General features: G+C 48.0%; 15 protein-coding genes, 31 tRNA genes and 3 rRNA genes. 41 read left to right on the top strand and 8 right to left on the bottom strand.

Going from position 1 to position 22,478, the window contains the following annotated elements; genetic code table 11:
* From ACKPBX_RS06710 to ACKPBX_RS06685, 6 genes are all read left to right on the top strand, one after another.
* Window positions 1-792: a PSP1 domain-containing protein gene (locus ACKPBX_RS06710; RefSeq protein WP_319996353.1), complete on the top strand. Its 792-nt coding sequence runs from the start codon at window positions 1-3 to the stop codon at window positions 790-792.
* A gap of 59 nt (window positions 793-851) precedes the next feature.
* Window positions 852-1,202, top strand: a complete 351-nt coding sequence (locus ACKPBX_RS06705) for a DNA replication initiation control protein YabA (RefSeq protein WP_068562380.1) — start codon at window positions 852-854, stop codon at window positions 1,200-1,202.
* 168 nt (window positions 1,203-1,370) lie between these two features.
* Complete coding sequence (locus tag ACKPBX_RS06700) at window positions 1,371-2,123, top strand: tRNA1(Val) (adenine(37)-N6)-methyltransferase (protein ID WP_119093573.1); 753 nt, start codon at window positions 1,371-1,373, stop codon at window positions 2,121-2,123.
* Window positions 2,110-2,400, top strand: a complete 291-nt coding sequence (locus tag ACKPBX_RS06695; RefSeq protein ID WP_119093574.1) for a GIY-YIG nuclease family protein — start codon at window positions 2,110-2,112, stop codon at window positions 2,398-2,400. Before ACKPBX_RS06700 ends, ACKPBX_RS06695 begins: the two co-directional genes overlap by 14 nt.
* 48 nt (window positions 2,401-2,448) lie before the next feature.
* Complete coding sequence (rsmI, locus tag ACKPBX_RS06690) at window positions 2,449-3,321, top strand: 16S rRNA (cytidine(1402)-2'-O)-methyltransferase (RefSeq protein ID WP_119093575.1); 873 nt, start codon at window positions 2,449-2,451, stop codon at window positions 3,319-3,321.
* Window positions 3,322-3,337: 16 nt separating this feature from the next.
* Complete coding sequence (locus ACKPBX_RS06685; protein ID WP_319996352.1) at window positions 3,338-4,360, top strand: YdcF family protein; 1,023 nt, start codon at window positions 3,338-3,340, stop codon at window positions 4,358-4,360.
* An 83-nt stretch (window positions 4,361-4,443) separates the two neighbouring features.
* Here the strand turns inward: ACKPBX_RS06685 and ACKPBX_RS06680 are convergent, their stop codons facing one another.
* The 6 genes from ACKPBX_RS06680 to ACKPBX_RS06655 all read right to left on the bottom strand — a co-directional run bounded on the left by ACKPBX_RS06680 (window position 4,444) and on the right by ACKPBX_RS06655 (window position 10,453).
* Window positions 4,444-5,334, bottom strand: coding sequence for an HAD family hydrolase (locus ACKPBX_RS06680; RefSeq protein WP_319996351.1), 891 nt, complete (start codon window positions 5,332-5,334; stop codon window positions 4,444-4,446).
* A gap of 168 nt (window positions 5,335-5,502) precedes the next feature.
* Window positions 5,503-5,898, bottom strand: a complete 396-nt coding sequence (mscL, locus tag ACKPBX_RS06675; protein WP_319996350.1) for a large conductance mechanosensitive channel protein MscL — start codon at window positions 5,896-5,898, stop codon at window positions 5,503-5,505.
* A gap of 90 nt (window positions 5,899-5,988) precedes the next feature.
* The gene (locus ACKPBX_RS06670) at window positions 5,989-7,116 is read right to left on the bottom strand and encodes an NAD(P)/FAD-dependent oxidoreductase (RefSeq protein WP_319996349.1); all 1,128 of its coding nucleotides are present in this window, start codon (window positions 7,114-7,116) and stop codon (window positions 5,989-5,991) included.
* A gap of 100 nt (window positions 7,117-7,216) precedes the next feature.
* Window positions 7,217-8,467 (bottom strand): glutamate-5-semialdehyde dehydrogenase, encoded by a 1,251-nt coding sequence (locus ACKPBX_RS06665; RefSeq protein ID WP_319996348.1) that lies wholly within the window; start codon window positions 8,465-8,467, stop codon window positions 7,217-7,219.
* A 13-nt stretch (window positions 8,468-8,480) separates the two neighbouring features.
* Window positions 8,481-9,287 carry a glutamate 5-kinase gene (proB, locus tag ACKPBX_RS06660; RefSeq protein WP_407702590.1) on the bottom strand — a complete coding sequence of 269 codons (807 nt, stop codon included), beginning with the start codon at window positions 9,285-9,287 and terminating at the stop codon, window positions 8,481-8,483.
* A 320-nt stretch (window positions 9,288-9,607) separates the two neighbouring features.
* On the bottom strand, window positions 9,608-10,453 hold the full coding sequence (locus ACKPBX_RS06655) for a Cof-type HAD-IIB family hydrolase (RefSeq protein ID WP_319996346.1): 846 nt from the start codon (window positions 10,451-10,453) through the stop codon (window positions 9,608-9,610).
* 547 nt (window positions 10,454-11,000) lie between these two features.
* Here ACKPBX_RS06655 and ACKPBX_RS06650 point away from each other — a divergent pair.
* The 34 genes from ACKPBX_RS06650 to ACKPBX_RS06485 all read left to right on the top strand — a co-directional run bounded on the left by ACKPBX_RS06650 (window position 11,001) and on the right by ACKPBX_RS06485 (window position 19,159).
* Window positions 11,001-12,559, top strand: a 16S ribosomal RNA gene (locus ACKPBX_RS06650).
* Between the two features lie 210 nt (window positions 12,560-12,769).
* Window positions 12,770-15,683: ribosomal RNA gene (locus ACKPBX_RS06645) — 23S ribosomal RNA — on the top strand.
* 92 nt (window positions 15,684-15,775) lie between these two features.
* Window positions 15,776-15,891: ribosomal RNA gene (rrf, locus tag ACKPBX_RS06640) — 5S ribosomal RNA — on the top strand.
* Together the 16S, 23S and 5S rRNA genes with 31 tRNA genes alongside form the textbook arrangement of a ribosomal RNA operon.
* A 22-nt stretch (window positions 15,892-15,913) precedes the next feature.
* A tRNA-Asn gene (locus tag ACKPBX_RS06635) sits at window positions 15,914-15,987 on the top strand.
* Window positions 15,988-16,001: 14 nt separating this feature from the next.
* Window positions 16,002-16,074, top strand: a tRNA-Lys gene (locus ACKPBX_RS06630).
* 3 nt (window positions 16,075-16,077) lie between these two features.
* Window positions 16,078-16,159 (top strand) — tRNA-Leu (locus ACKPBX_RS06625).
* Window positions 16,160-16,170: 11 nt separating this feature from the next.
* A tRNA-Thr gene (locus tag ACKPBX_RS06620) sits at window positions 16,171-16,246 on the top strand.
* Window positions 16,247-16,249: 3 nt separating this feature from the next.
* Window positions 16,250-16,321, top strand: a tRNA-Gly gene (locus ACKPBX_RS06615).
* A 47-nt stretch (window positions 16,322-16,368) separates the two neighbouring features.
* A tRNA-Leu gene (locus ACKPBX_RS06610) sits at window positions 16,369-16,454 on the top strand.
* Between the two features lie 5 nt (window positions 16,455-16,459).
* Window positions 16,460-16,533: transfer RNA gene (locus ACKPBX_RS06605), tRNA-Arg, on the top strand.
* A 19-nt stretch (window positions 16,534-16,552) separates the two neighbouring features.
* Window positions 16,553-16,626, top strand: a tRNA-Pro gene (locus ACKPBX_RS06600).
* 15 nt (window positions 16,627-16,641) lie between these two features.
* A tRNA-Ala gene (locus ACKPBX_RS06595) sits at window positions 16,642-16,714 on the top strand.
* 11 nt (window positions 16,715-16,725) lie between these two features.
* Window positions 16,726-16,799, top strand: a tRNA-Met gene (locus ACKPBX_RS06590).
* A gap of 14 nt (window positions 16,800-16,813) precedes the next feature.
* A tRNA-Ile gene (locus ACKPBX_RS06585) sits at window positions 16,814-16,887 on the top strand.
* A 20-nt stretch (window positions 16,888-16,907) separates the two neighbouring features.
* A tRNA-Ser gene (locus ACKPBX_RS06580) sits at window positions 16,908-16,997 on the top strand.
* 100 nt (window positions 16,998-17,097) lie between these two features.
* Window positions 17,098-17,170, top strand: a tRNA-Met gene (locus ACKPBX_RS06575).
* Between the two features lie 20 nt (window positions 17,171-17,190).
* Window positions 17,191-17,266 (top strand) — tRNA-Asp (locus ACKPBX_RS06570).
* 1 nt (window position 17,267) lies between these two features.
* Window positions 17,268-17,338: transfer RNA gene (locus ACKPBX_RS06565), tRNA-Gly, on the top strand.
* 11 nt (window positions 17,339-17,349) lie between these two features.
* Window positions 17,350-17,423 (top strand) — tRNA-Ile (locus ACKPBX_RS06560).
* Window positions 17,424-17,459: 36 nt separating this feature from the next.
* Window positions 17,460-17,547: transfer RNA gene (locus tag ACKPBX_RS06555), tRNA-Ser, on the top strand.
* 27 nt (window positions 17,548-17,574) lie between these two features.
* Window positions 17,575-17,646, top strand: a tRNA-Glu gene (locus tag ACKPBX_RS06550).
* Window positions 17,647-17,662: 16 nt separating this feature from the next.
* Window positions 17,663-17,735 (top strand) — tRNA-Val (locus ACKPBX_RS06545).
* A 25-nt stretch (window positions 17,736-17,760) separates the two neighbouring features.
* Window positions 17,761-17,832: transfer RNA gene (locus tag ACKPBX_RS06540), tRNA-Glu, on the top strand.
* A 101-nt stretch (window positions 17,833-17,933) separates the two neighbouring features.
* A tRNA-Glu gene (locus tag ACKPBX_RS06535) sits at window positions 17,934-18,005 on the top strand.
* A 101-nt stretch (window positions 18,006-18,106) separates the two neighbouring features.
* Window positions 18,107-18,178, top strand: a tRNA-Glu gene (locus ACKPBX_RS06530).
* Window positions 18,179-18,194: 16 nt separating this feature from the next.
* Window positions 18,195-18,267 (top strand) — tRNA-Val (locus ACKPBX_RS06525).
* A gap of 2 nt (window positions 18,268-18,269) precedes the next feature.
* Window positions 18,270-18,342, top strand: a tRNA-Asp gene (locus ACKPBX_RS06520).
* Between the two features lie 170 nt (window positions 18,343-18,512).
* Window positions 18,513-18,585 (top strand) — tRNA-Phe (locus ACKPBX_RS06515).
* Between the two features lie 13 nt (window positions 18,586-18,598).
* Window positions 18,599-18,679 (top strand) — tRNA-Tyr (locus tag ACKPBX_RS06510).
* 23 nt (window positions 18,680-18,702) lie between these two features.
* Window positions 18,703-18,773, top strand: a tRNA-Trp gene (locus ACKPBX_RS06505).
* Between the two features lie 18 nt (window positions 18,774-18,791).
* Window positions 18,792-18,864, top strand: a tRNA-His gene (locus tag ACKPBX_RS06500).
* A 7-nt stretch (window positions 18,865-18,871) separates the two neighbouring features.
* Window positions 18,872-18,943, top strand: a tRNA-Gln gene (locus tag ACKPBX_RS06495).
* 22 nt (window positions 18,944-18,965) lie between these two features.
* Window positions 18,966-19,036 (top strand) — tRNA-Cys (locus ACKPBX_RS06490).
* Window positions 19,037-19,075: 39 nt separating this feature from the next.
* Window positions 19,076-19,159 (top strand) — tRNA-Leu (locus ACKPBX_RS06485).
* A 51-nt stretch (window positions 19,160-19,210) separates the two neighbouring features.
* Here ACKPBX_RS06485 and ACKPBX_RS06480 read toward each other — a convergent pair.
* Window positions 19,211-20,344 carry a helix-turn-helix domain-containing protein gene (locus ACKPBX_RS06480; RefSeq protein WP_319996345.1) on the bottom strand — a complete coding sequence of 378 codons (1,134 nt, stop codon included), beginning with the start codon at window positions 20,342-20,344 and terminating at the stop codon, window positions 19,211-19,213.
* Between the two features lie 184 nt (window positions 20,345-20,528).
* Between ACKPBX_RS06480 and ACKPBX_RS06475 the strand changes: the two genes are divergently transcribed.
* Entirely contained in the window at window positions 20,529-21,395 is an 867-nt protein-coding gene (locus tag ACKPBX_RS06475; protein ID WP_319996344.1) for a glycoside hydrolase family 43 protein, read from the top strand.
* A gap of 100 nt (window positions 21,396-21,495) precedes the next feature.
* Here the strand turns inward: ACKPBX_RS06475 and ACKPBX_RS06470 are convergent, their stop codons facing one another.
* The gene (locus ACKPBX_RS06470) at window positions 21,496-22,473 is read right to left on the bottom strand and encodes an aldo/keto reductase (protein ID WP_319996343.1); all 978 of its coding nucleotides are present in this window, start codon (window positions 22,471-22,473) and stop codon (window positions 21,496-21,498) included.
* Window positions 22,474-22,478: the final 5 nt, after the last annotated feature.

Here is a 22,478-nt window from a genome sequence, read left to right as displayed (position 1 = left end):
ATGAAAAACGTAATTGGTGTTCGTTTTATGCCTGTCGGGCCCATCTCTTATTATGAAGCAGGCCAGACAAAGTACAGAATGGACGAAAAATTGATCATAAATAATGGGAATGCTGTCGATATTGGCCAAGTCGTCATTGTCGATAAAAAAAGCAATGAAGAAGGCGGCATCCTTTCGCATAAAAACATCATCCGCATCGCGACCGAAAAGGATCTCGAGCAGGATGAAAAAAATCGCGCGGAGGCGAAAGAAGCCTTTGCCGTATGCAAGACGAAAATGAAGCAACTGAAATTGGAGATGAAGCTGATCAAAGCGGAATACACTTTCGATCGCAGCCGTTTGACTTTCCATTTCAGTTCGGAAGGCCGGATCGACTTCCGGGAATTGGTCCGTGAGTTGGCAGCTGTTTTCCGCACGAGGATCGAATTGCATCAGATCGGCGTCCGCGATGAGGCCAAGATTCTTGGAGGAATCGGCCCTTGCGGAAGGACGCTCTGCTGCTCGACTTTCTTGGGTGACTTTGTGCCGGTTTCGATCAAGATGGCGAAGGATCAAGGTTTGTCCTTGAATCCTACCAAAATATCCGGTTTGTGCGGGCGTTTGATGTGCTGCCTGAATTATGAGAACGATACGTATGTCTCCCTCAGAAAGGCGATGCCTGATTATGGGCAGGAAGTGATGACGCCCGAGGGCAAGGGGAAAGTTGTGGAATTGAATGTGCTCAGTCAAGTCGTCAAAGTGCGTCTGTTCGAGCACAACAAGACGGTTGAATTTGCCAGTTCAGAATTATAGGATTTAAGGATCTGCACGATAAGATTGAAAAATAAGTATGGAAAATGCGAGTGGATAAAATGGATAAACGTGCCTTGTATGACCAATTCCATCGGGTGGAAAGCCGTATTTCATCGATGGGAGCAGATGTTAAAGAGATTCAAGAGAAGATGGATGACCTGATAGAAGAGAACGCAAATCTTCAAATCGAGAACCAGCATCTGCGTGATCGGATCGATTTCCTTACGAAGGAAAAAGAAGATGCGCAGAAGCAAGAGCCAGAAATGTCGAAGTCCCGTCTGAATTTACAGAAGCTGTACGAGGATGGTTTTCATGTCTGCAATGTTTATTATGGTTCCCGCCGTCTTAATGATGAGCCCTGTGTTTTCTGTATCGATGTCATCTACGGCGAAAGAGATCGGAAAAACTGAAAGTATGCCGCAACTGCGGATACTGTCAACAATTGATGGATGTATGACTGGCAGAGGCGGGGACAGAAGTCCTGGCCTCTGTTTTGAGGATAAATGTAATGGCTATGCGGGCTGAAGCTTATTTCAGTTGCTGCATGTTTGATGATATATAAACAAAGGGGAATAGGAATGGAAAATGTATTGAAGGAAGGCGAACGGTTGGATGTGCTGAAGAGGGAAAACATCCAGATCATCCAAAGTTCAGCCGTGTTCTCTTTTTCGCTGGATGCGGTGCTGTTGGCGGATTTCGCTGAATTGCCGCGCGTGAAGCCGGCAAAGATAGTCGATCTTTGTGCCGGGAACGGGGCAGTCTCGTTCCTGTTGACAGGAAAGACCAAGAATCCGATCGTCGGGGTGGAACTGCAGGACCAGTTGGTGGATATGGCCCGCAGGACAGTCCAGCTGAATCAGTTGGAGGAGAAGGTTTCCTTTCTGCACGCGGATGTGAATGAGGTGACCCGCTTCATCAAACCGGATTCCGTCGATGTCATCACCTGCAACCCGCCCTACTTCAAGCTGACCGAATCCAGTTTCACGAATGAATTGGATGCTTTTGCGATTGCGCGGCATGAAATTCATTTGACGCTGGACCAATTGATGAAACAGACGAGCCATCTGCTGAAGATGAAAGGCAAGGCCTATTTCGTCCATCGGCCGGATCGTTTGATGGAGATCCTGGAAACGATGCGGAATAACCGGATCGCGCCCAAAAAGCTGCAGTTCATCTACCCGAAACAGAATAAGGAAGCGAACATGATCCTGATCGAAGGCATCAAGGATGGCAAAGAGGACGGTTTCCGTGTGCTGCCGCCGCTCGTTGTGTACAATGAAGAAGGGGAATACAGCCAGAAGGTAAAGGATGTCCTCTATGGCGAGCAGTGAGCACTACTTTTATGTGCTGCATTGCGGAGATGACTCGTTCTATGCCGGCTACACGACGGACACGCTTCGGCGCGAACAGGAGCACAATAAAGGCATCGGCAGCAAATATACCAAGGCGCGCCGCCCTGTCCGAATGATTTACAATGAAGTATTCGGCTCCAGAGCGGAAGCTACCAAAGCAGAGGCGGCATTCAAGAAGCTGAGCCGCAAGCAGAAAGAAAAATTTTTGAAAGTGCGCGGGATCAGCGTATTCAGCTCTGAACCGGACGGGATTTAGCAGGTCGTCAGAGCCACCAAAATGAATCGAAATCAGAGGAGAACAAAGATGCAACTGCAAAAAAGTTATGAACAGCACGAGAGCGGAACGCTATATTTAGTGCCGACACCGATCGGCAATCTGGAGGATATGACCTTCCGTGCCATAAAGATACTGCGCGAAGTGGATCTGATTGCGGCTGAGGACACGCGCAATACGCGGAAACTGTTGACGCATTTCGAAGTGGATACGCCCCAGATCAGCTTCCACGAGCACAATACCCAGGAGCGGATTCCGCAATTGGTGGATAAACTCCTCGCGGGCCAATCCATCGCCCAAGTAAGTGATGCGGGGATGCCTTCGATCAGCGATCCGGGCCATGATTTGGTGCGCGCTTGCATCAACGCAAACGTGCCGGTTGTGCCGTTGCCTGGAGCCAATGCCGGTGTGACCGCATTGATCGCTTCCGGATTGGCACCGCAGCCGTTTTACTTTTTCGGCTTCTTGGAGCGCAAGAAGAAGGATCAAGTGGCGCAGTTGGAGTCGTTAAAGAACAGGGAAGAAACGATGATTTTCTATGAGTCGCCTTACCGGCTGAAGGAGTTGCTGAAAAATATCGCAACAGTGATGGGTGAAGGGCGCCAAGTCGTCATCTGCCGCGAATTGACGAAACGCTTTGAGGAGTTCATCAGGGGTTCGGCGGAAGAATTGGCTGCTTGGGCCGAAGAAACGGAGATCAGAGGGGAAATCTGCCTGATGATAGCCGGCAATGATAACCCGGAAATGCCTGTTGAACAGACATTCGATGATCTCAGCGTCGCCGAATTGGTGGAAAAGCTGATGACGGAACAGGGGCTTTCTTCCAAAGATGCGATCAAAGAGACCGCAAAAATCAGGGATCTGAAGAAACAGGAAGTGTATCAAGCTTTCCACGGCTTCTAGATAGGAGGGATGACCGTTGCTGTTCTATTTATTGAGTATATTCTCGTTAGGCGGGGTCATGACACTCCGGAGGATGGGGAAAACCCGACAATTTCAAAGCTACTTGCTGGTTGCAGCGCTGCTTTTCCTATTCGTGGGGATGCTGCAGGGCAACGACTCGCCCCAAGTGGCGTGGATCCGTTATGCGGTGATGCTTTTCCGTGTTTTGTTTGGCTTGATTTCACCGTTCGCTTTCCTGTTTTTTGGACTGGCGCTTGTCTTCAATGGGGTGCTGTTGCTTAAAAAAGAGGGCTGGGCCAAACGGTTCGGCCTGCTGGTCGCGGTGGGCGCCTTCATTTTATTGATGGACCTGTTGTTCCTGCTGAATTATTTTGTGTTCCATCATTACCTTATCTGGCGCTTCATGCGCTTGATGGGCTACTTCATCATCTATTTCGGTGTTGTGCTGATTTTGTTTTTCATCGCGACAGCCTTTTACGGCCTCATTCCGGTCGCCCCCGATAAAGATTTCGTCATTGTCCTGGGAGCGGGTTTGCTGCCGAATGGCGGCATCAGTCCGCTGCTGCAGAGGCGGTTGGACAGAGCAATCCGATTTTTCAGGCATCAGACCGAGCGCACGCAAAAGCGGCCCTGCCGTCTGATTGTGAGTGGAGGGCAAGGCATAGACGAACCTTTTTCCGAAGCCTATGCCATGAAACGGTATCTGATCGAGAAAGGCGTGCCGGAAGAACTGATCCTTGAGGAAGACAAGTCCGTCAACACGTACCAGAATTTTCTTTACTCCAAGGGCATCATGGACGCGTACAAAGAAAACTACAAATGCCTCTTCATCACGAACAACTTCCATGCGGTCCGCAGCAGTCTCTACGCCCACCGTGTGGGATTGGAAACGGACGGCTTGGGTGCCTGGACACCGCTTTATTTTTTGCCTTATGCTTTTCTGCGCGAATTCATCGCACTCATCTTTCTGCAGATCAAAGGGCATACTGTACTGTTGGCGCTTGTGCTGCTGTGTGGATTGTGGAAGATCTATTTTTAAGATTATAAACACTGAGTCTGGTGCAAAAAAAGCCGTATACTTGCGAAATATCGCATGGTATACGGCTTTTTATGTTCTCTCGTTTAAAGCAAACCTTCTGATATCAATTGATTCAAGCCATGATAGACACCTTCGTCATCATTGGAAGGCGTTGCATAGTTTGCCACGCTCTTGGCTTTGGGCAACGCGTTAGCCATTGCGAAGGAGTAGGGTCTTTCGGAAAGCATGGAGATATCATTTTCACTGTCTCCAAAAACAGCCACTTCCTCGTTGGAAATGCCAAGTTTTTCCAATAAGGTATCCAAGGCTTTGCCTTTGTTGATGCCTTTTTTTGTGATTTCAAGTTTTCTTTCATCAGAAAAGACCAGTTCGTACTCATCATGCAGACCTAAATGAGGCAAAGACTGCGTCACGGCCTCCATGAAATGCGTATCTTGGCTGATGGAAATTTTGTTGCAAGAAGCTGGCGCTTCGTTCAGATCAAGGATCAGTTTTTGTTCAGGATAGCCGTCGCGCATATCGCACAGCCAACTGTACATGCCGCTGGCCCATGGATAATCGTCGGGCAGTCTCATTTCGCCGCGGATTTTCTTCTTTAAGGCATACAGTGAACCCGGCAAATAGGTGTACAGGCCGGCATCCTGGGAGAACTGGATCTCAACGTTGAATGCACGGAATACGGATGTGACTTTTTGAATGTCTTCTGAATCCATTATGCCCAATCTTTCCCTGGTTTGAGAGTTGAAATCATAAATGGAGCTGCCGTTTACATCAATCAAATAACCTTGATAGGAATCCATCTTCAGTTTCAGGGCATCCGGCATCAAACGCAAGTAACTTCTTCCGCTGGCCAATACCAGCGTGATGCCTTTTTGCTGCAGTGATAGGAGGAGTTCCTGGGTTTTGGGGCTGATGGCGTGGTCAGCCGTCAACAAGGTACCGTCCATGTCACAAACGATCGCTTTGATGGGCATTATCTATCCACTTCCTTTTATGGATAGGATAGCATAATGCTCCTCATAAAAATATAGTGATTGTGAACTTTGGGAGAAATCAGACTATTTACTTTGAACATATCTTTGCATGTCTGTTTTGGGACAAAAAAACGTTGGATGCTCGATCATCCAACGCTCACTCCGCTCTTATTCGGCTTTTTTGTTCTGATCAACCATCAAATCACGGATTTCTTTCAGATAAAGTTCAACAACCGGTACTTCTGCTTCAACTTCCACTGGTTCTTCCTCAGGCATTTTGCGTTTGAGTTTGTTGATTACCTTGATCATCAGGAAGAGGACAAGTGCAATCAGCAAGAAGTTCATTAAGGCTTGCAGGAAATTACCGTACGTGAAGTCTGCTTGTCCGATTTTGAAGGAGAGTCCCGTCAAATCTGCGTTGCCTGTTAGGGCTACGATGATCGGTGTGATGATATCTTTTACTAATGAATTGACGATTGCTGTAAATGCACCCCCGATGACAACCCCGACTGCAAGATCAAGCACGTTCCCACGCATGATGAATGTTTTAAATTCTTTCCACATATTTTCCACCTCCGTTTAAGATAATTATATTCCGAGTGCATTGAGATAGCAAAAAATACAAGCTTCAGAGGATAATATTTCTATTTTTTTCTAGCGACCGACCAGTTTGACGTAGGCGGCGATCGGATAATCCTGGGTTGGTAAGCTGCTTTCTTTGCCTTGCGCCAATTCGGCCAACAAATAGCCAATCAGCGGGCCGGAAGTCAGTCCGGATGAGCCGAGCCCGCTTGCCGCGAAGCAGTTGTCCAGACCCGGTACGCTGCCGAAGAAGGGGCTGAAGTCTGAAGTATACGCCCTCGTGCCGACACGGATTTCTGTGGTTGCCGCATCTTTCAGATGAGGGAGCCAAGTGTAGGCTTGTTCCAGCATCGGATCCGTGACGGAAGCATCAGGCTGCAGGTCATAGCCTTTGTCGTTCTCATGGCTTGCGCCGATGACTGTTTTCCCATGGCCGAACGGAAGCAGGTCGATTTCGCCTTGGGGCATGATGACCGGGTAGTTTTGGGGATCGTTGTCTTCGGTTTGGAGGACGACCAGTTGCCCCTTCTGGCCCCGGACATCGACCGTATACCCAAGCGGCTGGAGGATTTGGGGCAACCAGGCGCCGGCTGCCAGGATGATCGCATCGAAACTGTGCGGTCCGTCCGGTGTCAGGATGGACAAGGTGCCGTCGTTATCCTTGGTGAGGGAGGCGGATTCTTTGTGAATAGTGCCTCCGTATTGGGTTGTTGCCTGCAGCAAGGTCTTCGTCAATTCCCGACCGTCCACGCGGGCACCACCGCCTACGTAAAGGGCTTGTTCGACGTTGGTGAGGACTGGGAAGGACTTTTGGAGTTCGGCTCCCTTCAGGATGGCAATGCTGCCGATCAGAGGCGCCTGCTCGCACCGTTCCCGTGCACGGTCGTGGACCTCCTGGATGTATTTGTCGGATTGTCCCAGGATCAGGGCGCCGCAGCGTGCGTAGGCATCCGTCTTCAAGCCGTCGGAAGCCAAGTCGGCCAGCAGCTTGTCATAAAAAGCCGCGCCTTCTGAGACGAGGCGGTACCATTTTTTGTTGCGGCGTCTGGACAGCCAAGGGCAAATGATCCCTGCCGCCGCGGCTGTTGCTTGGCCTGTGCCGCTGTCGAACACGCTGACGCTGTGGCCGGCTTTTGCCAAGTAGTAACTGGCGGTGGCGCCTACGATGCCTCCACCGATTACTGCAATCTTCTTTTGCATGGTTGGAACCCTTCTTTCTCCGGTAGCCGGTTTTTGCATTCTGGACAGAAAAAGCCGGGAACGGTGTCCCGGCTCTAAATATTTTTGATGAGGATCCCTTTTAGGCTCTGATTTGGCCTTCGCCGTAGATGATGTATTTGTAGGAAGTCAATTCCTTCAATCCCATCGGTCCACGGGCATGGAGTTTTTGCGTACTGATGCCGATTTCTCCACCGAAGCCGAAACAACCGCCGTCCGTGAAACGAGAAGAGGCGTTGATGTAGACTGCCGCTGCATCGATATCGTTCAGGAAGTTCTGTGCCGTTTGGTAATGATCGGTGACGATCACTTCGGAATGGCCTGTGCTGTATTTTTGGATATGCGCGATGGCATCGTCATAGGAGGAAACCACTTTGACTGCCAAAATGAAATCTGAGAATTCGGCAGCGAAATCTTCTTCTGTTGCTGGAACAGCTTCAGACAGGATGCTGCAAGTCTTCGCATCGCCGCGCAATTCCACTTTATAAGGCGCCAAAGCTTCCGCGAAAACAGGCAGGAAAGCATTCGCGATTGCTTCGTGGACAACAAGCGTCTCGATGGAATTGCAGACGGAAGGGCGGGAACATTTCGCATTCACCAGAATGCGCGTAGCCATTTCTAATTCGGCATCTTTATCGATGTACAAGTGGCAATTTCCGACGCCTGTTTCGATGACTGGCACTGTCGCGTTTTTCAGTACGTTCTGGATCAGGCCGGCTCCACCACGAGGGATCAGGCAATCCAGATAGCCATTCATTTTCATGAATTCGCTGGCCAATTCGCGGGACGGATCAGGGATCAGTTGCAGCGTTTCCTTGGCGAAGCCGGCGTCCGCGAGGCCGGACTGCAATGCGGTCATGATGGCTTTGTTGGATTCCAAGGCCTCTTTTCCACCGCGCAGGATGACAGCATTCCCGGATTTAAAGCAAAGGGCACTCGCATCCGCCGTGACGTTTGGGCGCGATTCGTAAATGATTCCGATAACGCCAAGCGGAACACGTTGCTTGCCTATCGTCAAACCATCGGCTGATTTCGTCATTTCTTCGACATAGCCGACCGGATCAGGCAGTTGTGCGATTTCCTTAAAACTGTCCGCCATCCCTTTGATCCGTTGCGGGTTCAAAGTCAAACGTTCGATCATCGGCGTCGGCAAACCATTGGCCGCGGCAGCTGCGATGTCCTTCGCGTTTGCAGTCAGGATAGCATCTTGATGCGTGTAAAGGGCGGCTTCCATGGCCAAAAGTCCCTCGTTCTTTTGTTTGGTTGAGGCTTTCCTCAGGCTGTTGGCTGCGGCTTTTGCGGCAATGCCCATTTCTTGCAATAAACTGTTCATCGAATATCCTCCTCTACTTGTCTTCTCTCACAAAATAGGTTCCTATTTCTTTTCCAGCCAGTATATCGAATAGTACGGTCGGGTCGGTGGCTTGCGTCAATACCATCTGCTGCTTATTCTTCAGTATTTGTTCGGCAGCCTTCAATTTGGTTGCCATGCCGCCGGTCCCGAATTTCGAACCGTTCCCGCCAGCCAAAGCCATTTCCTTGGCCGTGACGGCATGAATGGTGTGGAAGAGGACGGCATCCGGATGCGCCATCGGATTTTTATCATAAAAACCTGGGACATCGGAAAGCATGATCAGCAGGTCAGCGGAGATGATCTCCGCAACGGTTGCAGAAAGGCGATCGTTATCCCCGAATTTGGTCAAGTGATCCAGTTCTTCAACGGAGACAGCGTCATTCTCATTCACGATCGGGATGATGCCCATTTTCAACAACTGTTCGAAGGCGTTTACGGCATTCCTGCGGCTTTCCGGGAACTGCACGATATCCAAGGTCATGAGTATTTGCCCCACGATTTGGTTATAGTGCGAGAAAAAGCGGGTGTAGAGGTTCATCAGCTCGGATTGCCCCACAGAAGCGACGGCTTGTTGTTCCGGGATGGTTTTCGGACGATGCGGCAGGTTCAGGCGGTTGAGCCCGACTCCGATTGCGCCGGATGACACCAAGACAATTTCTTTGCCTTGATTGCGCAAAACAGTCAAGACATAAGCAAGCCTGTCGAAAGTTTGGTAGTTGACGGATCCATCGGCCAGCATCAAAGAACTTGTGCCGATTTTGATGACGATCCTTTTGCGGTCCAATATTTTGTTGCGAATAGGTTCCATGTGCACATCCCCGTTTACGATTTGATTTTTTTCATCTATAGAAAGAATAGTTTTTTTATGTGTTGCAGAGCTCGTATCCAGCGAGGTATTACTTCATATAGTATCATGGAATGGCGAAAAAATTAAGATATAGCAAAAAAAAGCTGCCTGAAGTTATCAGGCAGCCCTAAAGGAGTTGCTCTTTACTTTGGAGGAGTAAAGAAATTGAAAAAAAGATTGTTTGTGATTGGCCTACACTTATATTAAAACTCAAGTATGAAGAAACTATGAAGATAGTTTAATAAAATATATAAGATTATTTGGTTCGGTTATCAGATGAGCCCGAAAGTACGGAATGCCTGATGAAGGCCATCTTCATCCACCGAACTCGTGACATGATCCGCGACAGCCTTCAATTCTTCCTTGGCATTCCCCATAGCGATGCCCACCGCACAATAGTCGAACATCTCCAAATCATTCAAGCCGTCTCCAATCGCGATCGTCCGCTCTTTGGGTAAGTTCAGGTGTGTCAATAACGCGTCGATTGCAGTCGCTTTGTGTACGCCTGGTACCATCAGTTCGCCGCTGTCATCCCCAAATTGAGGCACGGTGCACTGTATCGTATCAAAAGCATTTTCGAATTCCGCCTTGATCTGTGCGAATGAAAGTTTGTCGCTCTGAAGGAAACAAGCCTTATTGACATCGGATTTATACAAATCCTCTTCCCCGTAGATCAATCCCTCAATGAAGGGGTGAGGCTGTTCTTCTTTGCGTCTGCGGGCATCTGGATCGTTAGCGATATCGCCGTAAATGCAGCGTTCCACATGCGGCAGAAAATTCTTGCTGGCGAACAGCCCGCCGTTTGATTCCAAGTAAAAGTCAACGCTATGCTGATTGAAGAAATCCACCATCCGCCTGACTTCGCTGGCTGGGACCGTTTTGTGGTACAACATTCCATCATTCAGCTCAACAAAGCCGCCGCCAGCGCCGATGATGCCGTCAAAGCCGATTTCCATAATGAAATCATAGATTTCCGGTTTTGACCGGCCGGTGCATAAATAAATCTCGTGTCCATTCAAGCGGGCTTGTCTGCATGCATCCGCAGCGGATGCGGGAACCCAGCCATCATCGGTCACCAAAGTACCATCAATATCCAAAAAAATAATTTTTTTATCCAATCACTACACTCACTTTCTGCCCTTAAATGTGGCTATCCAATATTAAAGTCTACTATATAATGGAATGAGAATTAATGCCAGCAGAAGAGACTGCTCAGAGCCTTAATTTTTGAATAATTAGTAATCAGTCAGAAATAAGCTGAAAAAATCGTTGACAGCATTCGGCTGCGATGATAGTATATAGAAGTTGTCCGCCAGAATCGGCTTTGAAATGATTTGAAAAAATTGTTGACATGCGATTTAAAGCGTGATATTATATAAAAGTTGCTGATCCACGCATCTGCAAGCTGATATTGCTTCTGAAAAACTTTCAGAAAAGGCTTGACGGAGAGTCGGAGCCGTGATATTATGAATAAGCAATCACGTAACACGTGATACAAGATTGACCTTTGAAAACTGAATAAAGAATGAACGAACCAAATGTGCAAGGAGCTTAGACTTCGGTCGAAGCAAACGAAGACGATACGTAGTATCGCAAACATAAAGTCAGCAAGAAATTAAGAGCTATCAGCTTTTACATGTAGGATTTCTGTACAAGAGTCCACATTTACATGAGAGTTTGATCCTGGCTCAGGACGAACGCTGGCGGCGTGCCTAATACATGCAAGTCGAACGGTCTTTTCTATGGAAGCTTGCTTCCGCTGAGAAGATAGTGGCGGACGGGTGAGTAACACGTGGGTAACCTGCCCATAAGAGGGGGATAACATCCGGAAACGGGTGCTAATACCGCATAGTTTTCTTGATCGCATGATCGGGAAAGGAAAGACGGCCTTTGTGCTGTCGCTTATGGATGGACCCGCGGCGTATTAGTTAGTTGGTGAGGTAATGGCTCACCAAGACGATGATACGTAGCCGACCTGAGAGGGTGATCGGCCACATTGGGACTGAGACACGGCCCAAACTCCTACGGGAGGCAGCAGTAGGGAATCTTCCGCAATGGACGAAAGTCTGACGGAGCAACGCCGCGTGAGTGAAGAAGGTTTTCGGATCGTAAAACTCTGTTGTCAGAGAAGAACAAGTCGGAGAGTAACTGCTCCGGCCTTGACGGTATCTGACCAGAAAGCCACGGCTAACTACGTGCCAGCAGCCGCGGTAATACGTAGGTGGCAAGCGTTGTCCGGATTTATTGGGCGTAAAGCGAGCGCAGGCGGTTCCTTAAGTCTGATGTGAAAGCCCACGGCTCAACCGTGGAAGGTCATTGGAAACTGGGGAACTTGAGTGCAGAAGAGGAGAGTGGAATTCCATGTGTAGCGGTGAAATGCGTAGATATATGGAGGAACACCAGTGGCGAAGGCGACTCTCTGGTCTGTAACTGACGCTGAGGCTCGAAAGCGTGGGGAGCAAACAGGATTAGATACCCTGGTAGTCCACGCCGTAAACGATGAGTGCTAAGTGTTGGAGGGTTTCCACCCTTCAGTGCTGCAGCTAACGCATTAAGCACTCCGCCTGGGGAGTACGGCCGCAAGGCTGAAACTCAAAGGAATTGACGGGGACCCGCACAAGCGGTGGAGCATGTGGTTTAATTCGAAGCAACGCGAAGAACCTTACCAGGTCTTGACATCCTTTGACAATCCTAGAGATAGGACTTTCCCTTCGGGGACAAAGTGACAGGTGGTGCATGGTTGTCGTCAGCTCGTGTCGTGAGATGTTGGGTTAAGTCCCGCAACGAGCGCAACCCCTATTGTTAGTTGCCAGCATTCAGTTGGGCACTCTAATGAGACTGCCGGTGACAAACCGGAGGAAGGTGGGGATGACGTCAAATCATCATGCCCCTTATGACCTGGGCTACACACGTGCTACAATGGATGGTACAACGAGCAGCAAGACCGCGAGGTCAAGCGAATCTCTTAAAGCCATTCTCAGTTCGGATTGCAGGCTGCAACTCGCCTGCATGAAGCCGGAATCGCTAGTAATCGCGGATCAGCACGCCGCGGTGAATACGTTCCCGGGTCTTGTACACACCGCCCGTCACACCACGAGAGTTTGTAACACCCGAAGTCGGTGAGGTAACCTTTTTGGAGCCAGCCGCCTAAGGTGGGACAGATGATTGGGGTGAAGTCGTAACAAGGTAGCCGTATCGGAAGGTGCGGCTGGATCACCTCCTTTCTAAGGAATATAATGGAATCCTTGCTTGGTTCAATCATTCTTTGTTCAGTTTTGAGAGATCAATCTCTCAAGCAAGAAAATTTGTTCTTTGAAAACTGAATACTACAAAAATAAAGTAAGAAACCTAAACATTTTACCGCGTTTTAAGTTAACTTAAATGAGTTTTTAACGAAATAAGTTAGCAAGCCAGCAATGGCGAGCTTAACCATAGGTTAAGTGAATAAGGGCGCACGGTGGATGCCTAGGCACTAGGAGCCGATGAAGGACGGGACTAACACCGATATGCTCCGGGGAGCTGTAAGTAAGCTTTGATCCGGAGATTTCCGAATGGGGCAACCCAATATCTTTGATAGGATATTACGTTACACTGAATACATAGGTGTATCGAGGAACACGCAGGGAACTGAAACATCTCATTACCTGCAGGAAGAGAAAGAAAATTCGATTCCCTTAGTAGCGGCGAGCGAAACGGGAAAAGCCCAAACCAAAGAGCTTGCTCTTTGGGGTTGTAGGACTGGGACATGAGACTGCAATGGATAGCAGAAGCCAACTGGAAAGTTGCGCAACATAGGGTAATAGCCCCGTATGCGAAATCCAAATCAGCTCTACCAGTATCCTGAGTACGGCGGAACACGAGAAATTCCGTCGGAATCCGGGAGGACCATCTCCCAAGGCTAAATACTCCCTAGTGACCGATAGTGAACCAGTACCGTGAGGGAAAGGTGAAAAGCACCCCGGAAGGGGAGTGAAACAGTACCTGAAACCGTGTGCCTACAAGTAGTCAAAGCCCGTTAATGGGTGATGGCGTACCTTTTGTAGAATGGACCGGCGAGTTACGATTTCATGCAAGGTTAAGTTGAAAAAACGGAGCCGCAGCGAAAGCGAGTCTGAATAGGGCGAATAAGTATGAGGTCGTAGACCCGAAACCAAGTGACCTACCCATGTCCAGGTTGAAGGTGCGGTAATACGCACTGGAGGACCGAACCCACGCACGTTGAAAAGTGCGGGGATGAGGTGTGGGTAGCGGAGAAATTCCAATCGAACTTGGAGATAGCTGGTTCTCTCCGAAATAGCTTTAGGGCTAGCCTCGGATATGCGAATCATGGAGGTAGAGCACTGTTTGGACTAGGGGCCCTTCTCGGGTTACCGAATTCAGATAAACTCCGAATGCCATTGATTTAGATCCGGGAGTCAGACTGCGAGTGATAAGATCCGTAGTCAAAAGGGAAACAGCCCAGACCACCAGCTAAGGTCCCAAAGTATCTGTTAAGTGGAAAAGGATGTGGGGTTGCACAGACAACTAGGATGTTGGCTCAGAAGCAGCCATCATTTAAAGAGTGCGTAATAGCTCACTAGTCGAGTGACCCTGCGCCGAAAATTTACCGGGGCTAAACAGATCACCGAAGCTGTGGATGGAACCTTCGGGTTCCGTGGTAGGAGAGCGTTCTAAGGGCATCGAAGCCAGATCGTGAGGACTGGTGGAGCGCTTAGAAGTGAGAATGCCGGTATGAGTAGCGCAAGACGGGTGAGAATCCCGTCCACCGAATAACTAAGGTTTCCTGGGGAAGGCTCGTCCTCCCAGGGTTAGTCGGGACCTAAGCTGAGGCCGATAGGCGTAGGCGATGGACAACAGGTTGATATTCCTGTACCAGTTGCTTTTGTTTGAGCGATGGAGGGACGCAGGAGGCTAAGGAATGCACACGATCGGAAATGTGTGTCCAAGCAACAAGTCTGAGAACGAGTGAAATGCTTTTTCTCTCAAGGACAAGTTGTGATGGGGAGCGAAATTTAGTAGCGAAGTTCCTGATGTCACACTGCCAAGAAAAGCTTCTAGTGAGAAAGTAACTGCCCGTACCGCAAACCGACACAGGTAGTTGAGGAGAGAATCCTAAGGTGTGCGAGAGAACTCTCGTTAAGGAACTCGGCAAAATGACCCCGTAACTTCGGGAGAAGGGGTGCTGACCGCAAGGTCAGCCGCAGTGAATAGGCCCAAGCGACTGTTTATCAAAAACACAGGTCTCTGCAAAATCGAAAGATGACGTATAGGGGCTGACGCCTGCCCGGTGCTGGAAGGTTAAGAGGAGAGGTTAGCGCAAGCGAAGCTTTGAATTGAAGCCCCAGTAAACGGCGGCCGTAACTATAACGGTCCTAAGGTAGCGAAATTCCTTGTCGGGTAAGTTCCGACCCGCACGAAAGGCGTAACGATTTGGGCACTGTCTCAACGAGAGACTCGGTGAAATTATAGTACCAGTGAAGATGCTGGTTACCCGCGACAGGACGGAAAGACCCCATGGAGCTTTACTGCAGTTTGATATTGCGTGTTTGTATCACATGTACAGGATAGGTAGGAGCCAATGATACCGGGACGCCAGTCTCGGAGGAGGCAACGGTGGGATACTACCCTTGTGATATGACCACTCTAACCCGCTGCTCTTAGCGAGCAGGGAGACAGTGTCAGACGGGCAGTTTGACTGGGGCGGTCGCCTCCAAAAATGTAACGGAGGCGCCCAAAGGTTCCCTCAGAATGGTTGGAAATCATTCGTAGAGTGTAAAGGCAGAAGGGAGCTTGACTGCGAGACCTACAAGTCGAGCAGGGACGAAAGTCGGGCTTAGTGATCCGGTGGTTCCGCATGGAAGGGCCATCGCTCAACGGATAAAAGCTACCCTGGGGATAACAGGCTTATCTCCCCCAAGAGTTCACATCGACGGGGAGGTTTGGCACCTCGATGTCGGCTCATCGCATCCTGGGGCTGTAGTCGGTCCCAAGGGTTGGGCTGTTCGCCCATTAAAGCGGTACGCGAGCTGGGTTCAGAACGTCGTGAGACAGTTCGGTCCCTATCCGTCGCGGGCGTTGGAAATTTGAGAGGAGCTGTCCTTAGTACGAGAGGACCGGGATGGACACACCGCTGGTGTACCAGTTGTTCTGCCAAGAGCATCGCTGGGTAGCTATGTGTGGACGGGATAAACGCTGAAAGCATCTAAGCGTGAAGCCCCCCTCAAGATGAGATTTCCCATCACTTTAAGTGAGTAAGACCCCTGAGAGATGATCAGGTAGATAGGTTGGGAGTGGAAGTACAGCGATGTATGGAGCGGACCAATACTAATCGGTCGAGGACTTAACCAATTTTTAAAAAGAAGAAAACTCAAGCGGTGTTTTCGGGTTCCCTTTAATTTTGTAGATTCAGTTTTGAGAGAACAACGTTCTCTTGAAAAATGTGCGGTGACGATGGCAAGAAGGTCACACCTGTTCCCATCTCGAACACAGAAGTTAAGCTTCTTAGCGCCGATTGTAGTGAAGGGTTTCCCTTTGTGAGAGTAGGACGTTGCCGCGCTTTTTTTTGTATACAGAATTATTCCGCAATAGCTCAGTTGGTAGTAGCGCATGACTGTTAATCATGATGTCGTAGGTTCGAGTCCTACTTGCGGAGTTTTTTCTTAAGATGAGTTATTAGCTCAGTTGGTAGAGCATCTGACTTTTAATCAGAGGGTCGCAGGTTCGAGCCCTGCATAACTCATTTGCGGGTGTGGCGGAATTGGCAGACGCACTAGATTTAGGATCTAGCGCCGCAAGGCGTGGGGGTTCAAGTCCCTTCACCCGCATAATTTAATACGCCGGCTTAGCTCAGTTGGTAGAGCATCTGATTTGTAATCAGAGGGTCGAGGGTTCGAATCCTTTAGCCGGCACCATTCGCGGAAGTAGTTCAGTGGTAGAACATCACCTTGCCAAGGTGGGGGTCGCGGGTTCGAACCCCGTCTTCCGCTTTCATAAGGACTATGCCAGACCTTATGATTGCAACAAACAGTAACATGCCGGGGTGGCGGAACTGGCAGACGCACAGGACTTAAAATCCTGCGGTGAGTGATCACCGTATCGGTTCGATTCCGATTCTCGGCATTTAGGCACCCATAGCTCAATTGGATAGAGTACTTGACTACGAATCAAGCGGTTACAGGTTCGACTCCTGTTGGGTGCATTTTTTAATATTTTTCAAACGGGAAGTAGCTCAGCTTGGTAGAGCACTTGGTTTGGGACCAAGGGGTCGCAGGTTCGAATCCTGTCTTCCCGATTTAAAAATCTTCACGGGGCCTTAGCTCAGCTGGGAGAGCGCCTGCCTTGCACGCAGGAGGTCAGCGGTTCGATCCCGCTAGGCTCCATTTTTCATTTTGGCGGTGTAGCTCAGATGGCTAGAGCATCCGGTTCATACCCGGAAGGTCATGGGTTCGACCCCCTTCGCCGCTATTATACCTTGCTTCGGACCTTTAGCTCAGTTGGTTAGAGCAGACGGCTCATAACCGTCCGGTCGCAGGTTCGAGTCCTGCAAGGTCCATGAAAAACTTATCAGCTTATGGAGGATTACCCAAGTCCGGCTGAAGGGAACGGTCTTGAAAACCGTCAGGCGTGTAAAAGCGCGCAAGGGTTCGAATCCCTTATCCTCCTTTAGTGGCCTCAGGCCATTGTATTGTCATGGCTGTTGGCGCTTTAGCGACATTACAGACATGAAACACTTGAGCGTAAGCTCACAGTGTTTCCTTATTATCGCGGGGTGGAGCAGTTGGCAGCTCGCCGGGCTCATAACCCGGAGGTCACAGGTTCAAGTCCTGTCCCCGCAATTGTTTTCTTTTTAACGCATGGTTCCGTGGTGTAGGGGTCAACATGCCTGCCTGTCACGCAGGAGATCGCGGGTTCAAATCCCGTCGGAGCCGCCATGCGGGTGTAGTTTAGTGGTAAAACCCCAGCCTTCCAAGCTGATGTCGGGAGTTCGATTCTCCTCACCCGCTTTTTTTAAGAAGGGCCTATAGCTCAGCTGGTTAGAGCGCACGCCTGATAAGCGTGAGGTCGATGGTTCGAGTCCATTTAGGCCCATTGATAAAGCATACAGATAGTGGAGTTCTCTTTTAAGGGGAAGTACTCAAGTGGCTGAAGAGGCGCCCCTGCTAAGGGTGTAGGTCGTTAACGCGGCGCGAGGGTTCAAATCCCTCCTTCTCCGTAGCTTTATCGCAAAGAATAAAAGCATGGTCCGTTGGTCAAGCGGTTAAGACACCGCCCTTTCACGGCGGTAACACGGGTTCGATTCCCGTACGGATCATTATTTCCAGTATTATGGAGGTTTAGCTCAGCTGGGAGAGCGTCTGCCTTACAAGCAGAATGTCGGCGGTTCGATCCCGTCAACCTCCATTGCATTATTTATTTTCAATCTTATGGTCCGTTGGTCAAGCGGTTAAGACACCGCCCTTTCACGGCGGTAACACGGGTTCGATTCCCGTACGGATCATCATCCTAACTGTTGCGGCGCTAGCTGTTTAACTGACAGGATACCAATGGACGTCAGTTCCAATCAATCAATCTCCATCTTAACAATATTTTCAACCTTACGGTCCGTTGGTCAAGCGGTTAAGACACCGCCCTTTCACGGCGGTAACACGGGTTCGATTCCCGTACGGATCATCATCCTAACTGTTGCGGCGCTAGCTGCTTAGCGGACAGGATATGAATGGAGCTCAGCTCCATCCAATCAATCTTCATCTTAATAATATTTTCAACCTTATGGTCCGTTGGTCAAGCGGTTAAGACACCGCCCTTTCACGGCGGTAACACGGGTTCGATTCCCGTACGGATCATTGTTTCCAGCATTATGGAGGTTTAGCTCAGCTGGGAGAGCGTCTGCCTTACAAGCAGAATGTCGGCGGTTCGATCCCGTCAACCTCCATTGGTTCCGTGGTGTAGGGGTCAACATGCCTGCCTGTCACGCAGGAGATCGCGGGTTCAAATCCCGTCGGAGCCGTTTTACTTTCTGAAAAGTGTGCTATACTTCTTACAAGATGTCTAGCTTCACGGGTTAGCCCTTCGGAATTTAGATAAATCGTACCTATTGTGATCTACGATGCTCATACGGAACGATTTCCTAAAATTCTTTCAGGCTGAATGAACCCGTTCCGCTTTTCTTAATATTTTGGTCTGATAGCTCAGTTGGTAGAGCACTTGATTGAAGCTCAAGGTGTCGGCGGTTCGAATCCGTCTCGGACCATTTTTTATATGATGGAGGGATAGCGAAGTGGCTAAACGCGGCGGACTGTAAATCCGCTCTTTCGGGTTCGGCAGTTCGAATCTGCCTCCCTCCATTTTTTAAAAGCTTACTCTGAATAGGGGTATAGTTTAAAGGTAGAACAACGGTCTCCAAAACCGTCGGTGTGGGTTCAAGTCCTACTACCCCTGTATCAACATTATATTATGGCGATTGTGGCGAAGTGGTTAACGCACCGGTTTGTGGATCCGGCATTCGTGGGTTCAATTCCCATCAGTCGCCCTCTTATTGGGCTATCGCCAAGCGGTAAGGCAACAGACTTTGACTCTGTCATTCGTTGGTTCGAATCCAGCTAGCCCAGTTTTTTTAAATAGTAACACCTCGGCGGTATAGCCAAGTGGTAAGGCACAGGTCTGCAAAACCTCTATCACCGGTTCAAATCCGGTTACCGCCTTTCCATGAGTAAGATGGAAAATTGCATTCTTCATATCATGCCGGCGTGGCGGAATTGGCAGACGCGCTGGACTCAAAATCCAGTGCCCGCAAGGGCGTGCCGGTTCGACCCCGGCCGCCGGTATATTTGATACATCAACGTTTTCGGACGTTTGATGTATCTTTTTTTTGTACTTTAATGAGAGTAATCATCATTTTCAAAATTTGATTGTATTTTTTTTCGGTATTGTATGGGTGAAAGATTAAATTCATCTTTGAAACAGCGAGAGAAATGGTCAGTAGAGTTGTATCCGACGGATTCGCTAATTTCTGATATTTTTTTCTCAGAATACTTCAGTAATAGCACTGCATTATCCACTTTATACTTGTTTACAATTTCATTATAGGAAGATCCCGTCAATCTTTTTATCTGTTTGCCTAAGTATGCCGCATCATAGTTGAATTTTTCAGCTAGAAATTGCAACGATACCGATTGGTAGTTATTTTTAATGTATGCCAATATGGGGGTGATTTGCGATGAAATCGTGTTTGTTGGTTTGAAGTACAAATAGGTATTGCTAAAATTTCGTAACACTTCATTCAAAAATATATTGATGTAGCTGCAGCAAACGGCATTTGCATTCGGTTCATTGGAGTGGGATTCAATAAAAATATTCTTGATGATCTCGCAAAATTTCTCACTAGGAGGAACTATAAACAGCAAGTAATTTTTATTGGAAGTGTATAAACTATTGTGAAAGAATTGAGACAGTAGGCTATCATAACGTAAGATATCAAAAAATGAAGTGTGGAATGTACTTTTTTTGATTACTATACAGATTATGATACTTTGATCATCTGCTTCTATAGTGTGGTTTGTTTCGGGAGCAATGATACACAGTTCGCCTTCACTCATTGTTCTGGTTTCTCCGACACATTCAAATTTCATACTACCTTTTAAAACATAGTTTATTTCGAAATAATTATGACTATGAGTGTGAGCTGCTTCATTATAAAAATGAAGCAATATTTTTGCATCCCTGTCAGAGAAAATGAAGTAGTCCTCAGATACATTTGTTGTCAATCTTTTTGGATCACGGATGATCGGCGAGATATCAATAGTGTTTTCTGAAAAAATATGCACTAACTGCTCGCTATCGGATACGTCCCAACTAGAAAAATCTGGTGTAAACGGAATTGTAGATGTTTTATTTGCCATATATATAGATTGAATTGCTTTAACAACTTCCGTATTCTTTTCAAACTCTAAAAAATACTCAGTCAAATAATCTTGAACAAAACAATAAGGTGTGTAAATACTTTTCTTCACCGCAGATCACTCATTTCTTAACTTCTGTAACGAATAATGACTAATTTTGTCGGATTATCCTCTAAAATAAACATTATCACATGAGTTGAATGCGATTACAATATAAGTATATCGATTGATTGTATATGGAGCATCAAAGATGAATTTTATCGGATACTTAAATCTGTATGAAGGAAGGCCACACATGAAAACTGAAGAGATTATCATCAGAGACCCTTATGTTTTGTTGCATGAAGACAAATATTATCTTTACGAAACACGGAGTAAAAGTTGTTGGGGTGAAATGGATGGATTTGATTGCTACGTCAGTGCTGATTTAGACAATTGGGAAGGGCCCTTTGAAATATTCCGTAAAGAAGAGAATTTCTGGGCAGATCAAAGTTATTGGGCACCCGAATGCTATCACAAAGAGGGGAGTTTCTATCTGGTAGCTACATTAGGAGCAGAAAACAGAAAGAAATCAGTGAATCTATTAAAAGCTGATTCGCCATTAGGTCCCTTTCATTATTGTTCCCAATTGACCTCCTCAGATCGAGAATGTATTGATGGAACGATTTATGAAGAGCATGGATATGGGTATTTGGTTTATTCGAATACGTTGCAGGATACAATAACTGGCGATATGTGCGCCATCCAACTCTCCGATGATTGGGAATCCACTATTGGAGATCCTTTTAAACTATTCGCTGCTAACGATGCAAAGTGGGCACTTCCAGTTCCATTCGCTAAGTCTGAATTTGGTATTGATGGCGAAGCATATTTTTCCGATGGCCCAAGTTTATTCAAAGCAAAAAATAGCAATTTAGTAATGTTGTGGTCCAGTTGGGCGGGGAAAGGTTATTCAGTAGGTGTGGCCTATTCTGAATCTGGAAAAATTCAAGGGCCCTGGAAACATGAAAGCAAGCTCCTCATTGAAAATGGCGGTCATGGTATGATTTTTCAAAAGATGGACGGCACTTGGAATTTCTCGCTTCATTATCCCAATGATAGATATAATGAACACCCATTATTTATCAGCATTTCCGACGGGGAACTTCCTTTAGAAGTGTAAAATAAAATGTACTTGAATTTCAATCAGACAATCAGCATAAAGCAATAACGCCCAGAAAGCTGATCTCTCTGGGCGTTGTTTTTTGTATTGATAAAATTCCCTATCTGTACCCTGAGATATTCCTCGGAACATAAGCTTCTTCCAAGTACTTGATCTCTGCTGCGCTCAATGCAATTTCGAATGCACCCAAGGCATCATCCAGATATTTCACTTTCGTCGCGCCGATCAGTGGGGAGGTGACGTAGTCTTTGCTCAGCATCCAAGCTGTCGCGACTTGTCCGCGGGTGATGCCGCGCTCGTCCGCTAATTTATGGACCCTCGAGATGACTTCATTGTTGGAAGCCACAACGTAAGCAGGCAGATCAGCTTGTACGGATTGGCTGGTGCGGGCTGTGACGGCACCGATATCCCTCGTCAATCTTCCTCCCGCCAACGGGCTCCAAGGCGTCATCGCCACTTTTTGGTCCTGCAGTAAAGGGATCATTTCGCGTTCTTCTTCCCGGTAGAGAAGATTGTACAGGTTCTGCATGGAAACAAATTTCGTCCAGCCGTTCTTCTCGGCGATGAATTGGGCTTTGGCAAATTGCCAAGCATGCATGGAAGAGGCTCCGATATAACGCACTTTCCCCATTTTCACCAAATCGTGCAGTGCTTCCATCGTCTCTTCGATAGGTGTGCCGTAATCCCAGCGGTGGATGATGTACAGGTCCAGATAATTGGTCTGCAATCTTTTCAAAGAGTGATCGATTTCGGCGAAGATGCTTTTGCGTGACAAGCCTTTCGCATTCGGTCCGTCGAACATCGGGAAATATAATTTGGAAGCCAAGACGATTTCATCGCGGTTGGCGAAATCCTTCAAAGCCTTGCCTACGATCTCTTCGCTGGATCCAGCTGAGTACAAGTTTGCAGTATCGAAGAAATTGATTCCGGAGTCCAAAGCTTTTTTGATGACTTCGCGGCTTTCCGCTTCACCTATCGACCATTTTTCCCGACCGCGTTCCGTTTCCCCGAAGCCCATGCAACCCAGACAGAGTTTTGAGACTTCCATACCGGTATTCCCTAATTTTAAATATTCCATGATAG

Source organism: Trichococcus shcherbakoviae (genome assembly GCF_963666195.1).
Classification (GTDB): Bacteria; Bacillota; Bacilli; order Lactobacillales; family Aerococcaceae; genus Trichococcus; species Trichococcus shcherbakoviae.
This window is presented reverse-complemented; position numbering and strand designations above follow the sequence as displayed.

Coding starts and splice junctions, on each gene's coding strand:
- ACKPBX_RS06665 (WP_319996348.1), bottom strand. CDS start 8,467: ATGAACAGTTTATTGCAAGAAATGGGCATTGCCGCAAAAGCCGCAGCC.
- ACKPBX_RS06705 (WP_068562380.1), top strand. CDS start 852: ATGGATAAACGTGCCTTGTATGACCAATTCCATCGGGTGGAAAGCCGT.
- ACKPBX_RS06670 (WP_319996349.1), bottom strand. CDS start 7,116: ATGCAAAAGAAGATTGCAGTAATCGGTGGAGGCATCGTAGGCGCCACC.
- ACKPBX_RS06695 (WP_119093574.1), top strand. CDS start 2,110: ATGGCGAGCAGTGAGCACTACTTTTATGTGCTGCATTGCGGAGATGAC.
- ACKPBX_RS06475 (WP_319996344.1), top strand. CDS start 20,529: ATGAAAACTGAAGAGATTATCATCAGAGACCCTTATGTTTTGTTGCAT.
- ACKPBX_RS06710 (WP_319996353.1), top strand. CDS start 1: ATGAAAAACGTAATTGGTGTTCGTTTTATGCCTGTCGGGCCCATCTCT.
- ACKPBX_RS06700 (WP_119093573.1), top strand. CDS start 1,371: ATGGAAAATGTATTGAAGGAAGGCGAACGGTTGGATGTGCTGAAGAGG.
- rsmI (WP_119093575.1), top strand. CDS start 2,449: ATGCAACTGCAAAAAAGTTATGAACAGCACGAGAGCGGAACGCTATAT.
- mscL (WP_319996350.1), bottom strand. CDS start 5,898: ATGTGGAAAGAATTTAAAACATTCATCATGCGTGGGAACGTGCTTGAT.
- ACKPBX_RS06470 (WP_319996343.1), bottom strand. CDS start 22,473: ATGGAATATTTAAAATTAGGGAATACCGGTATGGAAGTCTCAAAACTC.
- ACKPBX_RS06680 (WP_319996351.1), bottom strand. CDS start 5,334: ATGCCCATCAAAGCGATCGTTTGTGACATGGACGGTACCTTGTTGACG.